This window comes from Bradyrhizobium sp. Bra78 (assembly GCF_024519855.1).
Lineage (GTDB): Bacteria > Pseudomonadota > Alphaproteobacteria > Rhizobiales > Xanthobacteraceae > Bradyrhizobium > Bradyrhizobium japonicum_G.
In genome coordinates this window covers 471,099-492,271 of sequence record NZ_JALJRE010000003.1, presented here as the reverse complement: position 1 = coordinate 492,271, position 21,173 = coordinate 471,099, and the positions used below count along the sequence as shown (strand labels likewise).

Below are 21,173 nucleotides of genomic sequence, written 5' to 3'. Positions count from 1 at the left end.
GCCCGACGGCGGCTTATGCCGTGCCGGGAGAAAATGGATTGATCAACTCGTTGCAATGCGGTTGCGCCCTTGTGCCTTGGCGGAATAGAGCGCGCTGTCGGCGCGCGCGAGAAACGTGTCGGCAGTATCAGCGTCGCGCAGCGTCACGACGCCTGCGGAAATGGTCACGCGCATGCCCGGGGAGAATGCGCTCCAGTCGAGATCGGCAACGATGCCACGCAGCCGATCGAGCATGCGCGACGCCGCCTCGCCGTCCGTGCCCGGCAGCAGCAGCAGGAATTCCTCTCCGCCGTAGCGGCCGAAGCTGTCGGCCGGGCGAATGTTGGCGAAAAAGGTGATCGCGAAGGTGCGCAGCACCTCGTCGCCGACGGGATGGCCGTGGGCGTCGTTGATGCGCTTGAACCAGTCGAGATCGATCAGTGCGATCGCGCAAGGCGTCGATGCCCGCCTTGATTTTTCGATCTCGGCGTCGAGAAGCCGCATGATGCAGCGGCGGTTGTAGGAGCCGGTGAGCTCGTCGAGCTCCGCCAATTCCTCGATGCGCTGATAGGCGGCCTTCAGTTCGATGCTGCGCTGGTACAGGATCTTGCGCAGCGTGGCGCCGAACAGGCCGAGGAAGGCGCACTGGCCGATCACCAGCACGAAGCACAGCATCGAGGCGGTTCGCTGCAGACGCGTTGCAACGGGCATGCCGATCGGCAGGTCGGAGGCGAGGAAGACGGTGGCGAGGCCGGCGGTCGCGATCGCCCAGGTCAGCATCGCCTGCGCCGAGGTCATGCGCAGCGTACCGAAGGCGAAGATCAGGAACAGCACGCTGATGAAGGCGACGCCGACGGTCGGCACCGACAGCAGAAACACGAATTGCAGCGCCATATGCGCCGAAATCTGGAACACGGTCAGATAGTGGTCGGTGAATCTGTCGCCGACGCCGGCTTCCGACAGCACGGCGAAGGTGCCGATGATCAGTAGCCCGCCGAACCAGAACAGCGAAGCAACGTCGATCGAGATCGCACCGTCAAAAGCGTAGACCAGCAGGACGGAGGCGCCGAGCGAATAGCTCGCCACCTGGCCGATATACATCTGGCGGCGCTGCCGGATCCGGCGCGCCAGCACTTCGGGCGCCGCCGCCTCGGGCGTGAGGACGAGATCCGCGACCTCAGCGGCATTCCTCTCCGGAAAGGACGTCGCGGCCGTGTTCATGGTCCCGCCAATGGTCGATCTCAGCCCAAAAATCTACGTGGCAAGCCTTTAGGTTTGGTATCCTTCGAAACCGAATCCGCACTGTGCAGCGCGGGACGGGGACGCCTGTGCCGGCAAAGGAATTTGCCGGCGATTAGGCATTGTGTGCGGTGCAGTCGAGCCAAAGCGGGGCTTGGCGAGACATACATCGTGCAGGGCTGCTATGGTTCCATGCTCGTCGGGCCGTCTGCGCTGGACGGCATTGCGCAGGAAAGTGCTCCATTACTATGTTACCGTTCTTGAGCGAGGCGACCGGCCGCCGGGGGTGGCAAAAGGAAAAATCCCGTATGTGGGGTAGATCACACAGGCCCCCGTATGACTGCGGTAGATTGAAGAATTTACCTTCTCCCGTCGAACCGTCTGCCGCATCGACCCGACCAACCTTGCGAGACGGCCTTTGAGCGTGACCCAGGCGGCTTCGGACGAGGTCCTGATCGCCAGGATCGCTCAAGGCGACCGGCTCGCCATGCAGGTGCTGTACGGGCGGCACCATGTCAGGGTGTATCGGTTCGGCCTCCGGCTCGTGCGGGACGAGCAGGCGGCGGAAGACCTCATCAGCGAGGTGTTTCTCGACGTCTGGCGTCAAGCCGGCAAGTTCGAGGGCCGGTCCGCCGTTTCCACCTGGCTGCTGGCAATCACCCGATTCAAGGCCCTGTCTGCGCTTCGGCGCAGGAAGGACGTTGGGTTGGACGACGAAGCCGCGAACGCGATCGAGGATACGTCCGACGATCCGGAAACGGTGGTGCAGAAGAAGGATACCAGTGAAGCGTTGCGGGAGTGTCTGACGGGCCTCTCGCCTGACCATCGGGAAATCGTCGATCTCGTCTACTACCACGAGAAGTCCGTGGAAGAGGTGGCCGAAATCGTTGGCATTCCGGAGAACACTGTGAAGACGCGCTTGTTCTATGCGCGCAAGAAATTGGCCGAACTGCTGAAGGCAGCCGGCATTGAGCGAGGCTGGCCATGATGGCGTTGAGCAAGAAGATGCTGGAGCAAGAGCCCAGTGAGATCGAACTGCTGCTGCCCTGGCATGCCGCCGGCACGCTGAACGCGCGTGACGCGCGCCGTGTCGAGGAAGCGCTGGCGAATGATCCGGCGCTCGCCAGGCAATATGCCGCGATCCGCGGCGAGTACGAAGAGACCATTCATCTGAACGAGAGCCTGGGCGCCCCTTCGGCGCGCGCGATGCAGAAGCTGTTCGCCGCGATCGACGCGGAGCCGGCGCGACCGGTCGGTTCGCTGCCGCTCTCGGCGCGCATTGCGACCTTCTTCTCGAGCCTGTCGCCGCGCACGCTGGCCTGGTCGGCGAGCGTCGGTGCCATCGCGCTGCTGCTGCAGGCCGGCATCATCGGCGCCGTTCTGATGAAGACCCAGCCCGCGACCTTCCAGACCGCCTCGCTCTCGACCAGCGCGCCGCTCACGCGCGAGCTGGGGGCAGCCGCGCCGGCGCGGGCGTTGGTGCGCTTCACGCCCGAGGCGCGTGTCGCCGACATCACAGCGCTGCTCGACAGCTACCAGGCGTCGATTATCGGGGATGCCAAGGGTGGCATGTTCCGTCTCCAGTTCGACAAGGCGATGGGTCAGGACGAGCTTGCCTCGCTGCTCGGCAAAATGTCGCGCGAGAAGTTCGTCAATCTGGCCGTCGCGGCGCCGTAAGGCGCCGCTGCACCGATGATGCGCAAGTCCGAAAGCCAACTGCGCGCCGGGGCCTTCGCGTCCTCGGTCGGAGCCGCGCTGCTGCTCGCCGCCTGTCTCGGCGTCGAGGTCGCGCAGGCGCAGGCGATCATGCGCACGCCCACGATCAGCGTCCCCACGCGCACGCCGACCATCTCTCCCAGTATCGCCGCGCGGGCCGTCGCTGTCGCCCCTGGACCGCGGGCTATCCCCGCGATCCCGCATACCACCAGCATAGGCCGAATGGGGGCACCGGTGCTGCCCTATGCGCGCTATTCGCCGAACCTCTATCCGTCCTGCTCCGCGCCTTATCGCGACGGCGACGGCGAGTGCCTTGGCCAGCCGAATGCCGGTGGTGACGGCACTGGCAAATCCGGCAAGAAGAGCGCCGGCAAGGGGAGGGGCAACACCACGCCGGTCGCCGTGAACCCGCGCACCTTCGCAGGCGAATTCGTCGCCGAGATCGACGGCGCGCTGTCGGTGACCGAGGCCGACGAGCTTGCGCGACGCCACGGTTTGACGCGCGTCTTCTCCGAGAATTTCCCGCTGATCGGGGCCACGTTCGGACTGTTCCGCATCACCGACGGCCGGCCCGCCGAGACGGTGCGGCGCGAATTCGCTGCCGAGGGCGGCGTGCGGTCGGTCCAGCCGAACTTCCGCTACGTGCTGCAGGACCAGAAATCGTCGGTGCCGACCGAGGGAGATCCCGCGCAATATGCGCTGGCCAAGCTACGCCTGCCACAGGCGCATGCGCTGGCGCACGGCGCAAATGTGACGGTTGCCGTGATCGACTCCGGAATCGACGCCAATCACCCCGAGCTTGCGCATTCCATCGCCGACAATTTCGATGCGCTCGGCAGCACCGAGGGCCCGCACGTTCACGGCACCGGCATCGCCGGCGCCATCGTGGCCCATGCCAAGCTGATGGGCAGCGCGCCCGAGGCGCGCATCATCGCCATCCGCGCCTTCGGCGGCACCAACTCCGGGGCCCAGAGCTCATCCTACATCATCCTGCGCTCGCTGAACTATGCCGCCGAGCATGGCGCGCAGATCGTCAATATGAGCTTTGCCGGTCCGAAGGACGCGGTGATCGAGCGGGCTATCGCGGCGACCGCTGCGCGCGGCCTGGTGCTGATCGCCGCCGCCGGCAATGCCGGCGCGAAGTCGCCGCCGCTTTATCCCGCCGCCAATCCCAACGTGATCGCGGTCAGCGCGACCGACCAGCAGGACAGGCTGTTCACCGCCTCCAACCGGGGCAACTACATCGCGGTCGCGGCGCCTGGCGTCGACATTTTCCTGCCGGCGCCCGACGGCAAATACCAGATGACGTCGGGCACCTCGTTCTCCGCCGCCTATGTCTCCGGCGTCGCGGCGCTGCTGCTCGAGCGCAACTACGCCTTGAAGCCGGAAGCGCTGCGCATCACACTGGCGAAGACCGCGCGCGACCTCGGCTCGCCCGGGCGTGACGATCTCTTCGGCGACGGCGAGGCCGATGCGTTTGCCGCGGTCATGGCCGTTCCGGCCGATAGCGCGACGCCCGTTGCCGCCGCGTCCGGTACAACTAAACGTGAAGATATCGAGAAGCGTCGCGACGAGCCTGGTATCCGCGCAATCGAACAACCCTCGCTGTCGAGCGCAGGCGATAAATCCGCGATTTCTCAGGCGGATAGGCCGGCGGCGCGATAGTGGCTGCGACAAGATTGCGCGCCGCGCGACGGTCGAAAAATCAACCTCCACATTGAACGTTCAGCCTGCTGCCACGACCAAATTATGTGGGAGCGGTCATCCCTCCCCATAAGTCATATCAGGCGCGAGCGCCCATCCACCCCAAGCGCCCATATGGCTCGACCCGTCCGGTTGTCCCCCCGGACGGGTCTTTTCTTTTGGGGGGTCTGATTTCTTGAATCTCTGCGCGCGATCAGCTTCCGGTTGAGAGATTGCGGCTGTGCTGATCGCAGCCGTCGCTCGGGTGCGCCGCAAGTGAGTCATGCTTGTGTGAAGCTTGACTCGCAAATGCCTGAAATCTCCGCACGACTACGGTGTTTTGTGACGAAGGCCGTGTCGTTGCTGGACAAGTCAAAACTTTTCCACAAAATATTCATGTCGCGTCTAAATTGATTCGTCTGCGTTGCGTCGCGTCCGTATTTTCTCCTGACGGGCTGACTTATGACACATCGCCAAGGGGCTGTTCGCGACGTGGCCGACGGCCGCGACATTGCGGCGCGCTGGTGCGCTCTTGCCGAGCAGAGGCTCGAGCATCTTTCCGAGATGTTCGAGACCGGACGCTGGCGCCGCTATCACTCCGAGATCGCATTCCTTGAAAACATCCAGGAAGCCAAGCGCGCCGTCCAGACCTGGCGCGCGCTTGCCACCGGTTCGGACGTCGCCGCGGCGGCTGCGAGCGTGTCGCCCGCATTCGGCTGGTCGCCCGCGACGATGCCCCGCATGTCTCCGCGCGAGCAAGAGGCGCAGGTCATGCAGCCGAAGGCCGTGCACATCGCCCCCGAGACCGCCGTGCCGGTCGCGCTCGATCCCACTCCGAACGTGCTCGCTGAAATCACCGAAGCCCCGATCGCGCCGCATGCCGCGCCCGTTGCAATGGCACCCGTCACCGCACCAATTGTGACGGCGCCGCCCACCGTGCCTGCGGCGATGGCAACGCTTCTGCCGCAGTTCTCGCCGCCGGCAGCCGAAATCGTCGCAGCCCCCGAACGCGTCGTCGAATTCACCCTCAGCCTCGACGGCCTGGAGGCGAAATACCCGCTGCTGAGGAACGCGTTCTAAGGGTTCGGCGGGCGAGAGGCGGCACCTATCGCCGCACCGCATTCCCGCCGACCACCACCTGCGCGAACCGCTGCGCGCCGTCCGCCGACAGATCAGATGTCACGGCGCGCGCATGATCGAGCCCGACCACGGCGCCGCGCGGGGTTTCCGAGATCATGTTGTTGTTGACGAGCGCGGTGCCGGCGCCCGGCACCACGGAGACGCCGACACCGGCTAGCGCCTTGCGGATCACGTTGCCGGTGATGGCGACGTCGCGCAGATACTTGCCCCAGCCGGCGACGATGCCGTAGGACGGCGCGTTCTCGATCACGTTGCCGGTCACCGTCGAATCCGCCTCGATGTAGATGCCGATGCCGGCATCGTCGTCGGGCGCGGTGCCGATCGGCCGCTTCGGGATCAAATTGCGGATGATGTTGCCCTGGACCACGGCGATGCGGCCGCCCTCGTTGAAATTGCAGACGGAGACGCCGACGGCGGCGCCGTCCACCGTATTGTTCGCGATCACGGCGGCTTCGAACGAAAATTCGGAATACAGCGCGACCTCGCGCACGTCGCTGACGCTGTTGCCGGTGATGTGGATGTTGGAGGCCGAATTGCCGCGCACCGCCGAGTAATCGCAGTTCCTGATGCGGTTGCCGCGCACGATCACGTTGCCGGCCCGGAAGGCGTTTATGGCGTTGCCATACTGGCCGGAGCCGCCGGGACCGGCCTTGATGTCCTCGATGCGGTTGTCAATGACCAGCGTCCCGTCATCACCGATCGCGGTGCGCAGGATCTCGATGCCGTTGTCGTTGGTGCCGGTGATGGTGTTGCGCGAGACGCAGAGGCCCCGCGCGTCGAACGAGACCACCGCCGTCACGGCGATGTTGGTGAAAACGTTGCCGGAGATGTCGCCCGAGACCTGCTCGAGCCAGATACCGCTGCCGCCGGAGCCGGTGATCTCGCAATCGGTGATGCGGACGTCGCGCCCACCGAGCACCTGGATCAGGCCGCGTCGCGTCGGCAGCGGAATGCCGCCGCCGTCGAAGGTGATGCCGGTGAGGCCAATCGAGTCCGAACCGTCGCTCTGGATCGCGGAGGCGCCGCCCGTGAAGACGAGTTTTGTGGCACCGCGCACGCCAATCAGCTGCGCGCCATTCGGAAGCCGTAGCAGCCCAGCACGGTAGATTCCGGGCGGGAGCGCCAGTGGCATCTGCGCACGCGCGGCCTCGTCGATCGCGCGCTGGAGTGCGCGGGTCTGGTCCTCGCTGCTGCCGGGTCGCACACCATATTGGGTCGCGTCGCGGCCGAGCAGGGACGTCAGCGGCGCCGCGCGCGCAGCGTCGGCAGGCATGGCCAGCGCGCCGGCGATGCCTGCGGTGGAAGCTCCGATGAGATGACGGCGATTGAGGTCCATGATGCGTCCTCCGGCGGACGCGGGGGGTCCGCAGCGGTTAGGTAGCGCAGGGCGGCAGAGGACGTGGGGATTGTTCGCGGTAGGGTTAAATGTTTACCCCAGTGAAGCACGCCCCTTCCGTGCCAATTGCACCATCTCCATCAGCATTGCTTCGCCGGCATCCACCAGCTCGTCCAGCGTGATCCGAGGTGCGCCCTTGCGCCGCACCGCGCCGCTTCGCGCAAGCAGGGGAATATGGATGAACGCCGCGAGCTGCGGTCCGCCTGCCTTCACCTGCTCGATCGCACGCCAGCTCAGATAGTTGCAGAGATAGGCGCCGGCATCGCGCGAGGCGCGGGCGTCGATGCCGGTGAGGCGCGCCGCGCGCAGCAGCCTTGCCGTGTGCGGGCCGAACGTCATCGCGTCCGCACGGCCGGCGATGCCGCGCTTGCTCGATCGGGTGTTGGCGGCATCGGGCCAGAGCATGGTAACGGCGTTGCGCGCGCGGGTCTCGATGCGCAGGTAAGACGTGCGCGCGGCGAGGCCGAACATCAGCAGCGCATCCGGCTTCTGTTTCGCGAGCACCTCGGGCAATTGCCGGTCGACGGCGCCATAGGTCACCGGGAAGATGTGGCTCGCGATCGCGACATCGTCGAGGGCCGGACGGCGCAGCTGCGTCAGTCGCGCCACCAGCGGCTGGGTTGGATTGTACGGCGCGCCGGGAAACGGCCCGAAGCCGGTGAGGAGAATGCGGAGCTTTTCGCTCATTGCAGCAACTCCAGAATCTGCTCGGCGGCAATCGCCGGCGTGAGATGGCCATCGGCCACTTCAGTCTCGATCTTCCTGACCTTCGTCCGCACCGATGCCTCGCTGCGCAGCCGCGCCAGCATGCGCTGCTCCAGCATCGACCACATCCACTTCACTTGCTGCTCGCGTCGCCGTGCGGCGAATTCGCCGGACGCGTTCATCGCCTTGCGGTGATCCAGGACCTTCTGCCAAAGCTCGGCGATGCCGGTGCCGGCCAGTGCCGAATAGGTGACGACAGGCGGATGCCAGTGTTCGGAGCGGGGGCTGAGGATATGCAGCGCGCCGCGATAGTCGGCGGCGGTGATGTTGGCGCGCTTGAGATTGTCGCCGTCGGCCTTGTTGATAGCGATCATGTCGGCGAGCTCGACCAGGCCCTTCTTGATGCCCTGCAGCTCATCGCCGCCGCCTGGCAGCATCAAGGCGAGGAAGAAATCGGTCATATCGCAGACCGCCGTCTCGGACTGGCCGATGCCGACGGTCTCGACCAGCACGACGTCGAAGCCGGCGGCTTCGCAGAGCAGCATCGCCTCGCGCGTCTTCGCAGCGACGCCGCCGAGCGTGCCCGACGACGGCGAGGGGCGGATGAAGGCGTTGTCGGAGGCGGATAGCCGCGCCATCCGCGTCTTGTCGCCGAGGATCGAGCCGCCGCTGCGCGCCGAGGATGGGTCGACCGCGAGCACCGCGACCTTGTGGCCGTGCTCGATCAGGTGAGTGCCGAGTACATCGATGGTAGTGGACTTGCCGACACCGGGCGAGCCGGTGATGCCGACGCGGACCGCCTTGCCGGTGTCGGGCAGCAGCATCTGCACCAGCTCCCGCGCCAGCGCCTGGTGGTCGCCGCGCCGGCTCTCCACCAGCGTGATCGCCCGGGCAAGGGCCGCGCGACTGCCGGAGCGGAGGTCGCGGGCGAGGGATTTGATGTCCAGCGAAGCTTTCTTCTCAACCATGCCCTGCTTTACAACGCCCCGGCGGAGCAGGCGAGGGCCGCTCGGCTGCTGTCGTGGGCCCGAGTGTTCGGGAATGAGGGTGGCTCTACTCCGCCGCCTCGCTATGCCCGAGCCGGGCGTTCAGCTTGCGGATCAGCTCCTCGGCCGCGTCCGCGATGACCGTGCCTGGCGGGAAGATCGCCTCCGCCCCGGCGGCGTAGAGCGCGTCGTAATCCTGCGGCGGCACCACGCCGCCGACGATGATCATGATGTCGTCGCGGCCCTGCTTCTTCAGCGCGGCCTTCAGCTCCGGCACGGCGGTGAGGTGGGCGGCGGCCAGCGAGGAGACGCCGAGGATGTGGACGTCGTTCTCGACGGCCTGTCGCGCGGCTTCGTCCGCCGTGGCAAACAGCGGCCCGATGTCGACGTCGAAGCCGATATCGGCAAACGCGGACGCAATCACCTTCTGGCCGCGGTCGTGGCCGTCCTGGCCGATCTTGGCCACCAGGATGCGCGGCCGGCGGCCTTCCGCCTCCTCGAAGGTATCGATCAGCGCCTGAACCTTCTCGACCTGGTTGCCCATGGTGGACGCCTCCCGCTTGTAGACGCCGGTGATGGACTTGATCTCGGCACGGTGCCGGCCGAACACCTTCTCCATCGCGTCCGAAATCTCGCCGACGGTCGCCTTCGCCCGCGCGGCGTCGATGGCCAGCGCGAGCAGATTGCCGTTGCCTTCGCCGGCCGAGCGCGTCAGCGCGGCGAGCGCGGCATCGACGTCCTTCTGGCTGCGCTCGGACTTCAGCCGTGTCAGCTTGTCGATCTGGAGCCGGCGGACATTGGTGTTGTCGACCTTGAGGATGTCGATGGGAGCCTCATCCGTCGGCTTGTACTTGTTGACGCCGATCACCGCCTGCTTGCCGGCATCGATCCGGGCCTGGGTCTTGGCCGAGGCCTCCTCGATGCGCAGCTTGGGCACGCCGGCCTCGATGGCCTTGGCCATGCCGCCGAGCTCCTCGACCTCCTGGATATGGCTCCAGGCCTTCGCGGCGAGATCGCGCGTCAGCCGCTCGACATAATACGAGCCGCCCCAGGGATCGATGACGCGGGTGGTACCGCTCTCCTGCTGCAGGAAGAGCTGGGTGTTGCGGGCGATGCGCGCCGAGAAATCGGTCGGCAGCGCGAGCGCTTCGTCGAGCGCATTGGTGTGCAGCGACTGGGTATGGCCTTGCGTCGCCGCCATCGCCTCCACGGTCGTGCGCATCACGTTGTTGAACACGTCCTGCGCGGTCAGCGACCAGCCTGAAGTCTGGCTGTGCGTGCGCAGCGACAGCGAGCGCGGGTCCTTCGGGTTGAACGGCTTCAGCAGCTTGGCCCAGAGCAGGCGCGCGGCGCGCAGCTTGGCGACCTCCATGAAGAAGTTCATGCCGATCGCCCAGAAGAACGACAGCCGCGGCGCGAAGCGGTCGACGTCGAGGCCGGCCGCAAGACCGGCGCGAAGATATTCGACACCGTCGGCCAGCGTATAGGCGAGCTCGAGATCCTGTGTCGCGCCGGCCTCCTGCATATGATAGCCGGAGATCGAGATCGAATTGTATTTCGGCATCTTCTGCGAAGTGTAGGCGAAGATGTCCGAGATGATCCGCATCGAGGGCGCGGGCGGATAGATGTAGGTATTGCGCACCATGAACTCTTTCAGAATGTCGTTCTGAATGGTGCCCGAGAGCTTTTCCGGCGCCACGCCCTGTTCGCCTGCGGCAGCGACGTAGAGCGCGAGGATCGGCAGCACCGCGCCGTTCATGGTCATGGACACGCTCATCTGGTCGAGCGGGATGCCTGCGAACAGCGTGCGCATGTCGTAGATGGAATCGATAGCAACGCCGGCCATGCCGACGTCGCCGCCGACGCGCGGATGATCGCTGTCATAGCCGCGATGGGTGGCGAGATCGAAGGCGACCGAAAGGCCCTTCTGTCCGGCAGCCAGGTTGCGGCGGTAGAACGCGTTGGAATCCTCCGCCGTGGAGAAACCGGCATATTGCCTGACGGTCCAGGGCTGGTTGACATACATGGTCGGGTAGGGGCCGCGCAGATAGGGCGCGATGCCCGGATAGGTGTCGAGGAAATCGAGCCCGGCCAGATCGGCCTCGCCATAGGCTGATTTCACCAGGATGCCCTCGGGTGTCAGCCACGGTTCGGCGCTGCCTGACGGCGCGGCGGTGGCGATGCGCTCGAAGGCGACGTCGGCGAAATTGGGAATGCGGCTCATGGTTTCGACCATATCATAGACGCTCAATCATGATCCGGATGCTGATGGCTGACGATGGTCGCCATCTTCTCCGGCCCGTAATTCTGCTGCGTGGTCTGGCTCGGCAGATTGGAGATTCCCACCACCCAGCCGAGGCGGGATTCCGTTCCATATTGCCGTGTCGGCACCAGCTGGTCGGGTCGGTCGAAGGCGCCGGTCATGATCTCGATCCGATCGCCGTCGATACGGCCGAAGCTGAGAGGCGTGCCGCAGGCGGCGCAATAGCCGCGGTCCGCAATCGTGGAGGAGCGGAAGAACGACGGCTTTCCCTTGGTCCAGGCGAAATCCGCCCGGTTGATGTCGGCGAAGGAGGCGAACGGCGCACCGCTCGCCTTCTGGCACATCCGGCAGTGGCAGATCGAGACCCGGTTCGGCGTGGCCGTGACCGCGAAGCGCACTGCGCCGCATTGGCAGCCGCCGGTGAAGACTGGTTTGCCCACTTCGGTCATGCCTGCTCCATACGTCGATAAGCGTCTTGCAACGTGGCAAGCGCATCGCCGCCGGCGAAAACGAAGCCCGTGACGCCGGCCGCACGGAGCGCCGCCTCGGCATCAGTCGGGCGGCCTGCCAGATAGATATGTCGCCCGCCTGCGGTTTGCAGGGCCTTCGCCGCGGCTTCGGCGTGTTCCGCATAGACCTTGTCGCTGGAACAAAGGCAGGCGAGCTCGGCGCCGGAGGCCTTGAAGGCGGCAGCCAGCTCGGCCGGATCGGCAAAGCCCTCGCTGTCAACGGCCTCGATCCCACCGGATTCGAACAAGCTCTTGGCAAAGGTCGCGCGCGCCGTGAAGTCGGCGGGCGTACCGAGATTGGCCAAAAACACTTTTGGTCGTGCCCCGCGCGCCTTCAGCGCGGCATCGGATTTGTCGCGCAGCGCCTCGAACGGTTCCGCAAGCCGGATCGGCGGCAGCGCATCGAAATTGTATTTCTGCTCGCCGTAGGGGGCGAGCGCAACCGGCGTCGCCTTCAGCACCGTGGTCTCGCGCTCATGCAGGTTCGGAAACTCGCTGGCACCGGTCAACACGTCGCGGCGCTTTGCAATGTTGGCGTCACGCGCTTTTCGCGCGGCCGCGACCCTGCTCTGGAACACGCCCTGCTGAAGCGCGGCGAAGGCGCCGCCGGCTTTCTCGCTGTCCTGGAACAGCGCCCAGGCCGCCTCGCACAGCTGCGCGGTCAGCGTCTCGATGCCGCCTGCGCCGGCCGCGGGATCGCTGACCCTGGCAAGGTTGCTTTCTTCCAGCAGCAGGGCTTGCGTGTTGCGCGCCACGCGACGCGCGAATGGATCCGGCAACCCCAGCGCCAGCGTATGCGGCAGCACGGTGATCGCGTTGGCACCGGCGAGCCCCGCTGCGAACGTCGCAATGGTCGCGCGCAGCATGTTCACGTAAGGGTCGCGCTGCGTCAGCATGCGCCAGGCCGTATCGGCGGCAATGAACAGCGGCTTCGGTGTCAATCCGCATGCCGTTTCGATGCGTGCCCACAACAGCCGCAACGCGCGGAATTTTGCCATGGTCAGGAACTGGTCGGCATCGGCAGAGAGACGCGCATAAACCATTCCCTGCGCGGCTTCCAGCGGAACGCCGGCGCCTTCGATCGCGCGCAAATAAGCGACGCCGCAGGCGAGCACGAAGGCAAGCTCCTGTACCTCGGAGCCGCCGGCATCGTGGATCACGCGTCCGTCGGCAGACGCGAACGGCCCCTTGAAGCCGAGCGCGGCGAGGCCCTTGATGCCGCCGGTGACGGCAGGAACGATCTCGTCCCAGGTATAGGGGCTGTGGCCCCACACCGCGCCGGCGGCGAGCGGATCGAGCCCGAAGCGGATGTCGCAGGCGGCAGGATCGATGCCGTTGCTCTTCACATATTCCGCGACATGGATCGCCGCCATCTGCGATTGCGGACCGATCTGGAGCTCGATGCCGATGCCGGCGTCGAGATGAATGTCCTTCAAGACCTTTGCGACCGCATCGGCCGAAGGTTCCAGGCCGAAACCGTAAGCGCCGTTGCCTCCGGCGAACACCAGCGCGAGCCCGGTTGCGCCGTTCTCGAGATCGGTCAGCGCCTGCTTATTCGCCAGCATCGCATCGGGATGGTCGATCCGCTGCATGATCTGCCAGGGCGCGGCCGGCGGCCGTCCCACCACGGGCGCAACGCCCTTGGCGCGCGGATAGAGCGGATCGATCCTGAGGCCGTCATAGGTCTTGCCGACCAGCTTCTCGAACGGCGCGCCCTTCAGCACGCCATCGACCAGCTTGCGCCAGTCTTCGACGGTCGCCCTGGGAAAATCCGCCGCCAGAGGCAGTTCGTCAGTCACGGAGGTCATGCGGCGAGGGGCTCCCGAAAATCTTGTTATTCGCAGGCGAAATTGCCACGGCCGGCCGTCCCTGCAAACGGTTGTTTTTGGTTAACCGGTATCCGGAAGCCGCTCAATGCCTTGCGTCGAGACGCTGGCGAGCCCGTCACGCACGCGAATGCCTGCGATCACGCGGTCGGGTGCAATCTCGGCCAGCGGCACCAGCACGAAGGCGCGCTCGAACAGGCGCGGATGCGGCAGGGTCAGGTCGGGCTTGTGCAGGCTGACATCGTCATAGGCGATCATGTCCAGATCGAGCGTGCGCGGGCCCCAGCGCCGCTCCTTGTCCCGCGTGCGGCCGAATTTCTGCTCGACCTTCTGCATCACGAACAGCAGTGCGTGCGGATCGAGGCCGGTGTCGATTTCGATGCAGGCGTTGATGAAGGGAGCCTGGTCCTCGTCGCCCCAGGGCGGGGTCGCATAGTCCGATGAGCGCGCGATCAGCGCGGCCTGCGCCATGCCGCAGACATGGGCGATCGCCTTCCCGAACGTCGCGCGGACGTCGCCGACATTGCCGCCGAGCGCAATGAGGACGCTCGCCATGTCAGGGGTGCCGCGAGCGCGTCAGAATGATGCCGACGTCGTCGAAGATCGCCGCGATCGGCGCATGCGGCTTGTGCACGGTGATCTTCACGGCTCGGATACGCGGGAAGTGCGACAGGATGGCATCCGCGACCGCGCCGGCGGCGCGCTCCAAAAGCTTGTAATTGGTGTTCTTGAACGCCGCGGTCGTGGTCGCCACGACTTCGGCGTAGGACACCGTGTCGGCGAGGCGGTCGGAGCGCGAAGGCTCCGACAGGTCGGTATGGAGTTCGAGGTCGATGACGAAACGCTGTCCGACTTCGGTTTCGTGATCCATCACGCCGTGGCGGGCATGGATCGACAGGCCGGTCACGAAGATCGTATCGGTCATTGCTTGCTCTCGATTGCGTTTGCGACCCGCAGGGCCTGCAGGGTCTCGGCGACGTCATGGGTCCGGATGATCTTTGCGCCGCGCCGGGCGGCGATCAGATGCGCGGCGATCGAGCCGGCGAGCCGCTCTTTCGGCTCCGACGGCGAGGCCGAGGCGATGAAACGCTTGCGCGAGGCGCCGACCAGGACCGGCAGGCCGAACATTTCGAGTTCGCGCAGCCGCGCCAGCGCAATCATGCTCTGCTCGGCCGTCTTGCCGAAGCCGATGCCGGGGTCGAGCACGATCTTGTCACGGGCGATGCCGGCTTGTGCCGCGATCTCCAGCGAGCGCTGAAAGAACGCCTTCATGTCCGCGATGATGTCGATGGCGGGATCGACGCTGTCGCGGTTGTGCATGACGATGACGGGGACGCCCCTCGCGGCCACCAGCGGCGCCATGGCGGCGTCGCGTTGCAGGCCCCAGACGTCGTTGGCGATCACGGCACCCTGGTCGAGCGCAAAGGCCACGACTTCGGCCTTCATGCTGTCGATCGACACGGGAACGCCGAGCGCCACGACGCCTGACAGCACCGGCTTCAGCCGGGCAAGCTCGTCGGCAACCGTGACGGCCTTGGCACCCGTGTAGGGCCGGGTGGACTCGGCGCCGATATCGATGATGTCGACCCCGGCCTCGATCATCGCGCGCGCCCGCGAGAGCGCCTGCTCTGGTGCGACGAATTCGCCGCCGTCGGAGAAGGAATCAGGGGTGACGTTGAGCACACCCATCACTGCCGGGATCGGCCGCTCCAGCAGCGTCCGCAGCAAATCATGCCCGACTGAACCGGCCGCCGGGACGGATGGGGAGGGCGAGGCATTCATGCGGCTCGCTTTAGCTGCCGGGGAGGGGGAGTCAAGACGGGATTGGCGGCAACGCGCGCTGCTGTTTCACCGTCATACTGGAGTGGCCGCTTCTTCAGCGGCCCTCGAAGGGCGACCGCCCGGCTCTCGCAGCGTGGCCGTGCATCCTTCGAGGTTCGTCGTCAGACGCGTTGCGTCCCACGACGAGTAGCTCAGGATGACGGGGAGAGAATGGCGCGGATGGAAAGCAGGCTAATACGAAATCTTCGGCGGCAGCTTCTTTGCCTTGGCGATGATGTCGCCGACCGACTTCTCTGAAGGCAGGATGCGGAGGAGCTTTTTCTTCTCGTTGGCATCCCGCATGCTCTGGGCGAGCCTCGCCGGATTTCGATAGGCGAGCTCGCGCACGGTGGTAACGCCGGCGGCGCGGACCAGGCCGACCTTGGCCCTGCCCATGCCGGGGATACGCATGTAGTCGGAGACGTTGGCCCATTCCAGCAGCAACTGCTCGCTGATGCCGGTCTTGGCGGAGAGCGCTTTGCGGCCCTTCACGGTCGAGGCCGCCTCGAGCAGCGCGTCGGTGGTGCGGATACCTTGCGCCTTCAACTTGTTGGCGGCAAAGGTCGACAGGCCCTCAATCTCGGAGATCGGATATGTCATGATGCTCGATATGAAATGCGCAGGCTTCAGGCGAACTGGCTGAGGCCCGGGGTCCCCGCGATGATCTTGCCCATCTGATCCGCTCCGATTTTGTCTCGGCCGAAGCGAAAAAGTTCACGGGCGACGTTCTGAATCTCGGACATACCGAGGCCCAGGCCCATCAGACGTGTCCCGACCGCCATCAGGCCGCCGCCCATCAGCCGCGACAGCCCGCCGCCGCTGCCGGACGCCTCGATTGCGCCCTCCGCACCGGGGATATGATCGATCAGAGCCTTGACGATGTCGGAAGGACCCTCGTTGCGGAGGAAGCCCAGGATAATGCCGACGGTCTTTTCAGCGACAGCACTATCTATGCTGGCGTTTGTCGCCAGCCGCCCGATCAGCTCGTCCATATGGCCTGCCCCTCAGCCGGTTCACATGCCGGAGTATTGCTTTCAAAATGATCTTGAGCCGGTGTGATGTGAAATACAAGCGATGAACGCCACCAACGTTCCGATTCGTTCTCGAACGCGCGAGAAGTGTTGCAGCGATGCAAGAGCGGAGATCGAATCGGCAAAAAAATGCCGCGGTGCGAATGCGTCATTCCTACTTTCGGCTGATGTCGCTCATTGGTTTCCGGCAATGTCGCATGCCGAGGCCGCGTTGAATGGTTTCAATCGGCGCGCGACATGCGTTAAACTACGGAACTGGTGCATTTGAGTTTCGATCAGCGAAACGCGTCAGACAGATCAGAGAGAATAATGACCGCACAGGACAGCAAGCTCGGCGACACCGACGACAAGATCTTCGTCGGCAAGGGAGACGAGCAGGCATGGCTGACGCTGGCGCTCGCCAATCGCCACGGCCTCGTCACAGGTGCAACCGGAACCGGCAAGACGGTGTCGCTGCAAGTCATGGCGGAAGGATTTGCGCGCGCCGGTGTTCCGGTCTTCGCTGCCGACATCAAGGGCGACCTCTCCGGCATCTCCGAGGTCGGCGTGCCCACGGATTTCATCGTCAAGCGCGCTACCGGGATGGGACTGACGTTCGAGCCCGACCAGTTCTCGACGGTGTTCTGGGACGTGTTCGGCGAGCAGGGCCATCCGGTACGGGCGACCGTCACGGAAATGGGACCGCTTCTGCTCGCGCGCATGCTCGATCTGAACGACGTGCAGGAGGGCGTGCTCAACGTCGCCTTCCGCGTCGCCGACGACAACGGCCTTGTCCTGGTCGACATGAAGGATCTGCGCGCGCTGCTCGATGCCATCGTGCCCGACAGCGGCAAGAAGGGGCCGGACGCGGCCGATGATCCGCTTGCCGACATCCGGAAGGCGGCCCAGGGCTTTGGCAATGTCACCAAGGCCACCGTCGGCACCATCCAGCGCCAGCTCCTGGTGCTGGAGAACCAGGGCGGCACCAAATTCTTCGGCGAGCCTGCGCTGACGCTGAAGGACTTCATGAAGACCGATCGCGACGGCCGCGGCATGGTCAACATCCTCGTCGCCGACAAGCTGCTGCAGAGCCCACGGCTCTACGCGACATTCCTGCTCTGGATGCTGTCGGAGCTGTTCGAGGAGCTGCCCGAGGCCGGCGACCTGCCCAAGCCGAAGCTCGTGTTCTTTTTCGACGAGGCGCATCTGCTGTTCAACGACGCGCCGAAGGCGCTGATGGACAAGATCGAGCAGGTGGTCCGCTTGATCCGTTCCAAGGGCGTCGGCGTCTATTTCGTTACGCAAAACCCGATCGACGTCCCCGACCGCGTGCTCGGGCAACTCGGCAACCGGGTGCAGCACGCGCTGCGCGCCTTCACCCCGCGCGACCAGAAGGCGGTCGCCGCCGCAGCACAGACCTTCAGGCCCAACCCGAAGCTCGATACCACCAAGGTGATCATGGAGCTCGGCAAGGGCGAAGCACTGGTGTCCTTCCTCGAAGGCAACGGCACGCCGGCGATGGTCGAGCGGGTGATGATCCGACCGCCATCGGCCCGGATCGGACCGATCACGCCGGAAGAGCGCAAGGCGATCATGGATGCGAGCCCGGTGAAGGGCAAATACGACACCACCGTTGATGAAGAGTCCGCCTATGAGATGATCCAGAAGCGCATTGCCGGGACGGCTGCGATTGCCGATGGCGGTCCGGCTGGTGGTGGCGGCGGCATCCTCGGCCAGATCGGCTCGATGGTCGGCACCATCTTCGGCACCAACGTCAAGCGCGGTCGCCTGTCGACGGGCCAGGTCATCGCGCGCGACGTGACGCGATCGGTGACGAACCAGGTGATCGGGGGGATGGCCGCCAATCTCGGCAAGTCGGTCGCCGGCCAGATTGGTGGCTCGATCGGCCGCACCCTGGTCCGTGGCGCGCTCGGCGGCTTGCTGCGTCGATAGGCAGAAAGCCCCGTTCGAGGCAATCTGTCCGCAAACCCGGCCCTCGTGCGCGACCGGTACAAATTAGGGTGAACAGGACTCTCCAAGCGTCCGTCGGTCTGCTAGGTGCTATGGTCCCTGACTGGACCGCACCGTGACCTCAACCGAATCTTTCGCCGAACCCCTCGCATTCAGAACCCTGTCGCTGCGTGCGCCGCTCGACCTGCTCTTCCTGCTCTGCTGCTTCGTCCTGACCGCCGATGTCCTCGGTCCCGAGATATTCGGCCACGGCAAGACCAAGGATTACGGGCTGTGGTACTGGGCCGGGCAGCAGGTGTTGCAGGGCGGGCCGCTTTATCCCGGCGACATCGGTGCGTATTTCGAATTCATCTATCCACCGCTGCCGGCGATCCTGCTGGCGATCCCGAGCTGGTTCGGCAAGATCGCGCTCTACAGCGTGCTGTCGATCCTCAATATCGTGGCGTGGTGGTACACCGGGATGCTCTCAAATGCCATGACCGCTTCGGGCCGCAGGCCGGCCCCCTGGCTGGAGGCGCTGCCCGCCATCGTCACCGTGACCTTCGTGTTCGACATGTTCGATCTTGGCCAGCCGAACCTCGTGCTGCTGGCGATGATGCTCTACGGCTTCTGGAGCTTGCAGCATCAGCGCTCCTGGCTCGCGGGTTTCATGTTCGCGCTCGCGACCGCCATTAAGGTGTTTCCGATTGCGGTTCTGCCCTACCTGGTCTGGCGTCGGAAGTGGGCCGCCGTCGCCGCTACGGTCGCCTTCACCGGCATCCTTCTCTATGTCGTGCCGGCGCCGATCCGTGGCTTCGAGCGCAACGCCGCCGAGCTCGAGACCTGGTATAACGCCATGGTCGGCTCGAGCTCGGAAAAGGGTTTTGGCCAGCGCGACGAGCAGAACTGGTCGTGGGTGAACCAGTCCCTCATTGCGGTCACGCATCGCCTGGTCCGGCCGATCAACTACAATCAGGAGGATCCCAACAAGCCGCCGCGCACGATGAATGTCATCGACGTCGACTACAGGACGGCGAACTGGATCGTGCTGGCGCTGTCGGCGCTGCTCGGGCTCGGCTTCGTCGCGGTCATGCCCCGGCAAGCACGGCGAACGGCGCGTTCCGACGCCGAGGAGCTGGGCATCCTGTTCTGCCTGATGACGGTGGCATCGCCCCTGGCGCGGCAATACTACTTCATGTGGCTGTTCTTCCCGATGACGGTGCTGATGCATCGTGCCGCTTTCGACGAGCGGGCGAACGTGCGGCTTGGAACCTGGCTCGCTTTGGGCGCGGCCGGCGCCCTCATGCTGCTGTCGCTGCCGTGGTTTCCCAACGTCACCCAGGCCTGGGGCAATAACCTCGCCGCCACGGCCATCCTCGCAGGTTGCCTCGCATGGCACATCCGCCATCCCCCGGTTGCGGCTGGCTCCGAGCCTGCGGTAGCGGTAAAAGCCAGACTTCTTGAAGAGCCAAGACTTCTTGAAAAGACATCCTGAGCTCCCGATTTTTGGGACCCGAACGTAGGGAATCGACCATGGCCAATGCGCAGCTTCAATCCGTGCTCGACCACATCGACAAGGATTTTGATAACAGCCTGGAGCGGCTGTTCTCGCTGTTGCGGATCAAGTCGATCTCCGCGGATCCGGCCTTCGCCGCCGATTGCAAGGCGGCGGCCGAACATCTTGCCAAGGACATCGCCAGCCTCGGTGTCGCCACGGAAGTGAGGCCCACGGCCGGCCATCCCGCCATCGTCGGCATGACCAGGGCGGGCGGGCGGCCGCATGTGATCTTCTACGGCCATTACGACGTGCAGCCGGTCGATCCGCTCGATCTCTGGCACCGTCCGCCGTTCGAGCCCGTGGTCACCGACCACGCCGACGGCCGCAAGATCATCGTTGCGCGCGGCGCCGAGGACGACAAGGGCCAGGTGATGACCTTCGTCGAGGCCTGCCGCGCGTGGAAGAAGGTGACCGGCTCGCTGCCGATCGACGTCACCTTCCTGATCGAAGGCGAGGAGGAGGTCGGCTCGAAGAATTTCGTGCCCTTCATCGAGGCCAACAAGGACGAGTTCAAGGCCGACTATGTGCTGGTCTGCGACACCGGCATGTGGGACCGCAACACGCCGGCGATCACGACCTCGCTGCGCGGTCTGCTCTACGAGGAGCTGAAGATCACGGCCGCCAATCGCGATCTGCATTCCGGCGTGTTCGGTGGCAGCGCGATGAACCCGATCCGGGTGCTGACCAAGATCCTCGGCGGCCTGTTCGACGACGACAACCGCATCACCATCCCCGGCTTCTACGACGGGGTGAAGGATCTGCCGCCCGACATCCTGGAGCAGTGGAAGAAGCTCAACCTGACGCCCGAGATGTTCCTCAAGCCGATCGGCCTGTCGATCCCGGCCGGCGAGAAGGGACGGCTGCTGATCGAGCAGGCCTCCTCGCGCCCGACCTGCGACGTCAACGGCATCTGGGGCGGCTATATCGGCGAGGGCTCCAAGACGGTGATCCCGTCGCATGCCTCGGCAAAGGTCTCGTTCCGCCTGGTCGAGGGGCAGGACCCCCAGAGGATCCGCAAGGCCTTCCGCGACTACGTGACGGCGCGGCTTCCGGGCGACTGCAAGGTCGAGTTCGGCGACCATTCCGCCGCGCCGGCGGTCGCGCTCGACTGGAACATGAAGCCGCTCGCAGCGGCCAGCAAGGCGCTGACGGAGGAATGGGGCAAGGAGACCGTGCTGATGGGCTCGGGCGCCTCGATCCCGATCGTCGCCGACTTCAAGCGTACGCTTGGGCTCGACTCGCTGCTGGTCGGCTTCGGATTGGATGACGACAACATCCACTCGCCCAACGAGAAGTACGACCTCCGCAGCTTCCAGAAAGGCATCCGCTCCTGGGCCCGCATCCTGGCTGCGCTGGCGGAGGTGAAGTAGGGCTTCGGCATCAACGCCGTCA

The 21,173-nt window shown here is 65.3% G+C and carries 19 protein-coding genes; 7 read left to right on the top strand and 12 right to left on the bottom strand.

Features of this window, described 5'->3' with window-relative positions; genetic code table 11:
- Positions 1-42 precede the first annotated feature (42 nt).
- Positions 43-1,200 carry a GGDEF domain-containing protein gene (locus OC450_RS09670; RefSeq protein ID WP_211382884.1) on the bottom strand — a complete coding sequence of 386 codons (1,158 nt, stop codon included), beginning with the start codon at positions 1,198-1,200 and terminating at the stop codon, positions 43-45.
- Positions 1,201-1,636: 436 nt separating this feature from the next.
- Here OC450_RS09670 and OC450_RS09665 point away from each other — a divergent pair, with 436 nt between their 5' ends.
- The 4 genes from OC450_RS09665 (at position 1,637) to OC450_RS09650 (ending at position 5,697) form a co-directional block, all read left to right on the top strand.
- The gene (locus tag OC450_RS09665; RefSeq protein WP_256806361.1) at positions 1,637-2,206 is read left to right on the top strand and encodes a sigma-70 family RNA polymerase sigma factor; all 570 of its coding nucleotides are present in this window, start codon (positions 1,637-1,639) and stop codon (positions 2,204-2,206) included.
- The gene (locus OC450_RS09660; RefSeq protein ID WP_262047758.1) at positions 2,203-2,895 is read left to right on the top strand and encodes a hypothetical protein; all 693 of its coding nucleotides are present in this window, start codon (positions 2,203-2,205) and stop codon (positions 2,893-2,895) included. The genes OC450_RS09665 and OC450_RS09660 overlap by 4 nt, the downstream gene beginning before the upstream one ends.
- A 15-nt stretch (positions 2,896-2,910) precedes the next feature.
- The gene (locus OC450_RS09655; protein WP_262047757.1) at positions 2,911-4,599 is read left to right on the top strand and encodes a S8 family serine peptidase; all 1,689 of its coding nucleotides are present in this window, start codon (positions 2,911-2,913) and stop codon (positions 4,597-4,599) included.
- A gap of 510 nt (positions 4,600-5,109) precedes the next feature.
- The gene (locus OC450_RS09650; protein WP_410050508.1) at positions 5,110-5,697 is read left to right on the top strand and encodes a TIGR03809 family protein; all 588 of its coding nucleotides are present in this window, start codon (positions 5,110-5,112) and stop codon (positions 5,695-5,697) included.
- 25 nt (positions 5,698-5,722) lie between these two features.
- Here OC450_RS09650 and OC450_RS09645 read toward each other — a convergent pair whose 3' ends face one another.
- From OC450_RS09645 to OC450_RS09595, 11 genes are all read right to left on the bottom strand, one after another.
- Positions 5,723-7,093 carry a TIGR03808 family TAT-translocated repetitive protein gene (locus OC450_RS09645; RefSeq protein WP_262047755.1) on the bottom strand — a complete coding sequence of 457 codons (1,371 nt, stop codon included), beginning with the start codon at positions 7,091-7,093 and terminating at the stop codon, positions 5,723-5,725.
- 93 nt (positions 7,094-7,186) lie between these two features.
- The gene (locus OC450_RS09640; protein ID WP_211382890.1) at positions 7,187-7,840 is read right to left on the bottom strand and encodes a pyroglutamyl-peptidase I; all 654 of its coding nucleotides are present in this window, start codon (positions 7,838-7,840) and stop codon (positions 7,187-7,189) included.
- Positions 7,837-8,826, bottom strand: coding sequence for a methylmalonyl Co-A mutase-associated GTPase MeaB (gene meaB, locus OC450_RS09635; RefSeq protein ID WP_211382891.1), 990 nt, complete (start codon positions 8,824-8,826; stop codon positions 7,837-7,839). The genes OC450_RS09640 and meaB overlap by 4 nt, the downstream gene beginning before the upstream one ends.
- An 85-nt stretch (positions 8,827-8,911) precedes the next feature.
- Positions 8,912-11,068 carry a methylmalonyl-CoA mutase gene (scpA, locus tag OC450_RS09630; protein ID WP_256806575.1) on the bottom strand — a complete coding sequence of 719 codons (2,157 nt, stop codon included), beginning with the start codon at positions 11,066-11,068 and terminating at the stop codon, positions 8,912-8,914.
- A gap of 23 nt (positions 11,069-11,091) precedes the next feature.
- Positions 11,092-11,556, bottom strand: coding sequence for a GFA family protein (locus tag OC450_RS09625; RefSeq protein WP_262047754.1), 465 nt, complete (start codon positions 11,554-11,556; stop codon positions 11,092-11,094).
- Positions 11,553-13,424, bottom strand: coding sequence for a methylmalonyl-CoA mutase subunit beta (locus OC450_RS09620; protein ID WP_262047753.1), 1,872 nt, complete (start codon positions 13,422-13,424; stop codon positions 11,553-11,555). The genes OC450_RS09625 and OC450_RS09620 overlap by 4 nt, the downstream gene beginning before the upstream one ends.
- Before the next feature lie 81 nt (positions 13,425-13,505).
- Entirely contained in the window at positions 13,506-13,997 is a 492-nt protein-coding gene (folK, locus tag OC450_RS09615) for a 2-amino-4-hydroxy-6-hydroxymethyldihydropteridine diphosphokinase (RefSeq protein ID WP_211382894.1), read from the bottom strand.
- 1 nt (position 13,998) lies between these two features.
- On the bottom strand, positions 13,999-14,367 hold the full coding sequence (gene folB, locus OC450_RS09610) for a dihydroneopterin aldolase (RefSeq protein ID WP_262047752.1): 369 nt from the start codon (positions 14,365-14,367) through the stop codon (positions 13,999-14,001).
- The gene (folP, locus tag OC450_RS09605; protein WP_211382896.1) at positions 14,364-15,224 is read right to left on the bottom strand and encodes a dihydropteroate synthase; all 861 of its coding nucleotides are present in this window, start codon (positions 15,222-15,224) and stop codon (positions 14,364-14,366) included. Before folP ends, folB begins: the two co-directional genes overlap by 4 nt.
- A gap of 231 nt (positions 15,225-15,455) precedes the next feature.
- A complete protein-coding gene (locus OC450_RS09600; RefSeq protein WP_211382897.1) occupies positions 15,456-15,863 on the bottom strand; it encodes a DUF4332 domain-containing protein in 408 nt (135 codons plus the stop codon).
- A gap of 26 nt (positions 15,864-15,889) precedes the next feature.
- Positions 15,890-16,255, bottom strand: coding sequence for a DUF2267 domain-containing protein (locus OC450_RS09595; protein ID WP_211382898.1), 366 nt, complete (start codon positions 16,253-16,255; stop codon positions 15,890-15,892).
- A gap of 348 nt (positions 16,256-16,603) precedes the next feature.
- Between OC450_RS09595 and OC450_RS09590 the strand changes: the two genes are divergently transcribed.
- From OC450_RS09590 to OC450_RS09580, 3 genes are all read left to right on the top strand, one after another.
- Positions 16,604-18,226: a DUF853 domain-containing protein gene (locus OC450_RS09590; RefSeq protein WP_262047751.1), complete on the top strand. Its 1,623-nt coding sequence runs from the start codon at positions 16,604-16,606 to the stop codon at positions 18,224-18,226.
- A 133-nt stretch (positions 18,227-18,359) separates the two neighbouring features.
- Entirely contained in the window at positions 18,360-19,718 is a 1,359-nt protein-coding gene (locus OC450_RS09585; protein ID WP_211382900.1) for a glycosyltransferase family 87 protein, read from the top strand.
- Positions 19,719-19,756: 38 nt separating this feature from the next.
- On the top strand, positions 19,757-21,151 hold the full coding sequence (locus OC450_RS09580) for a M20/M25/M40 family metallo-hydrolase (RefSeq protein WP_262047750.1): 1,395 nt from the start codon (positions 19,757-19,759) through the stop codon (positions 21,149-21,151).
- Positions 21,152-21,173 lie beyond the last annotated feature (22 nt).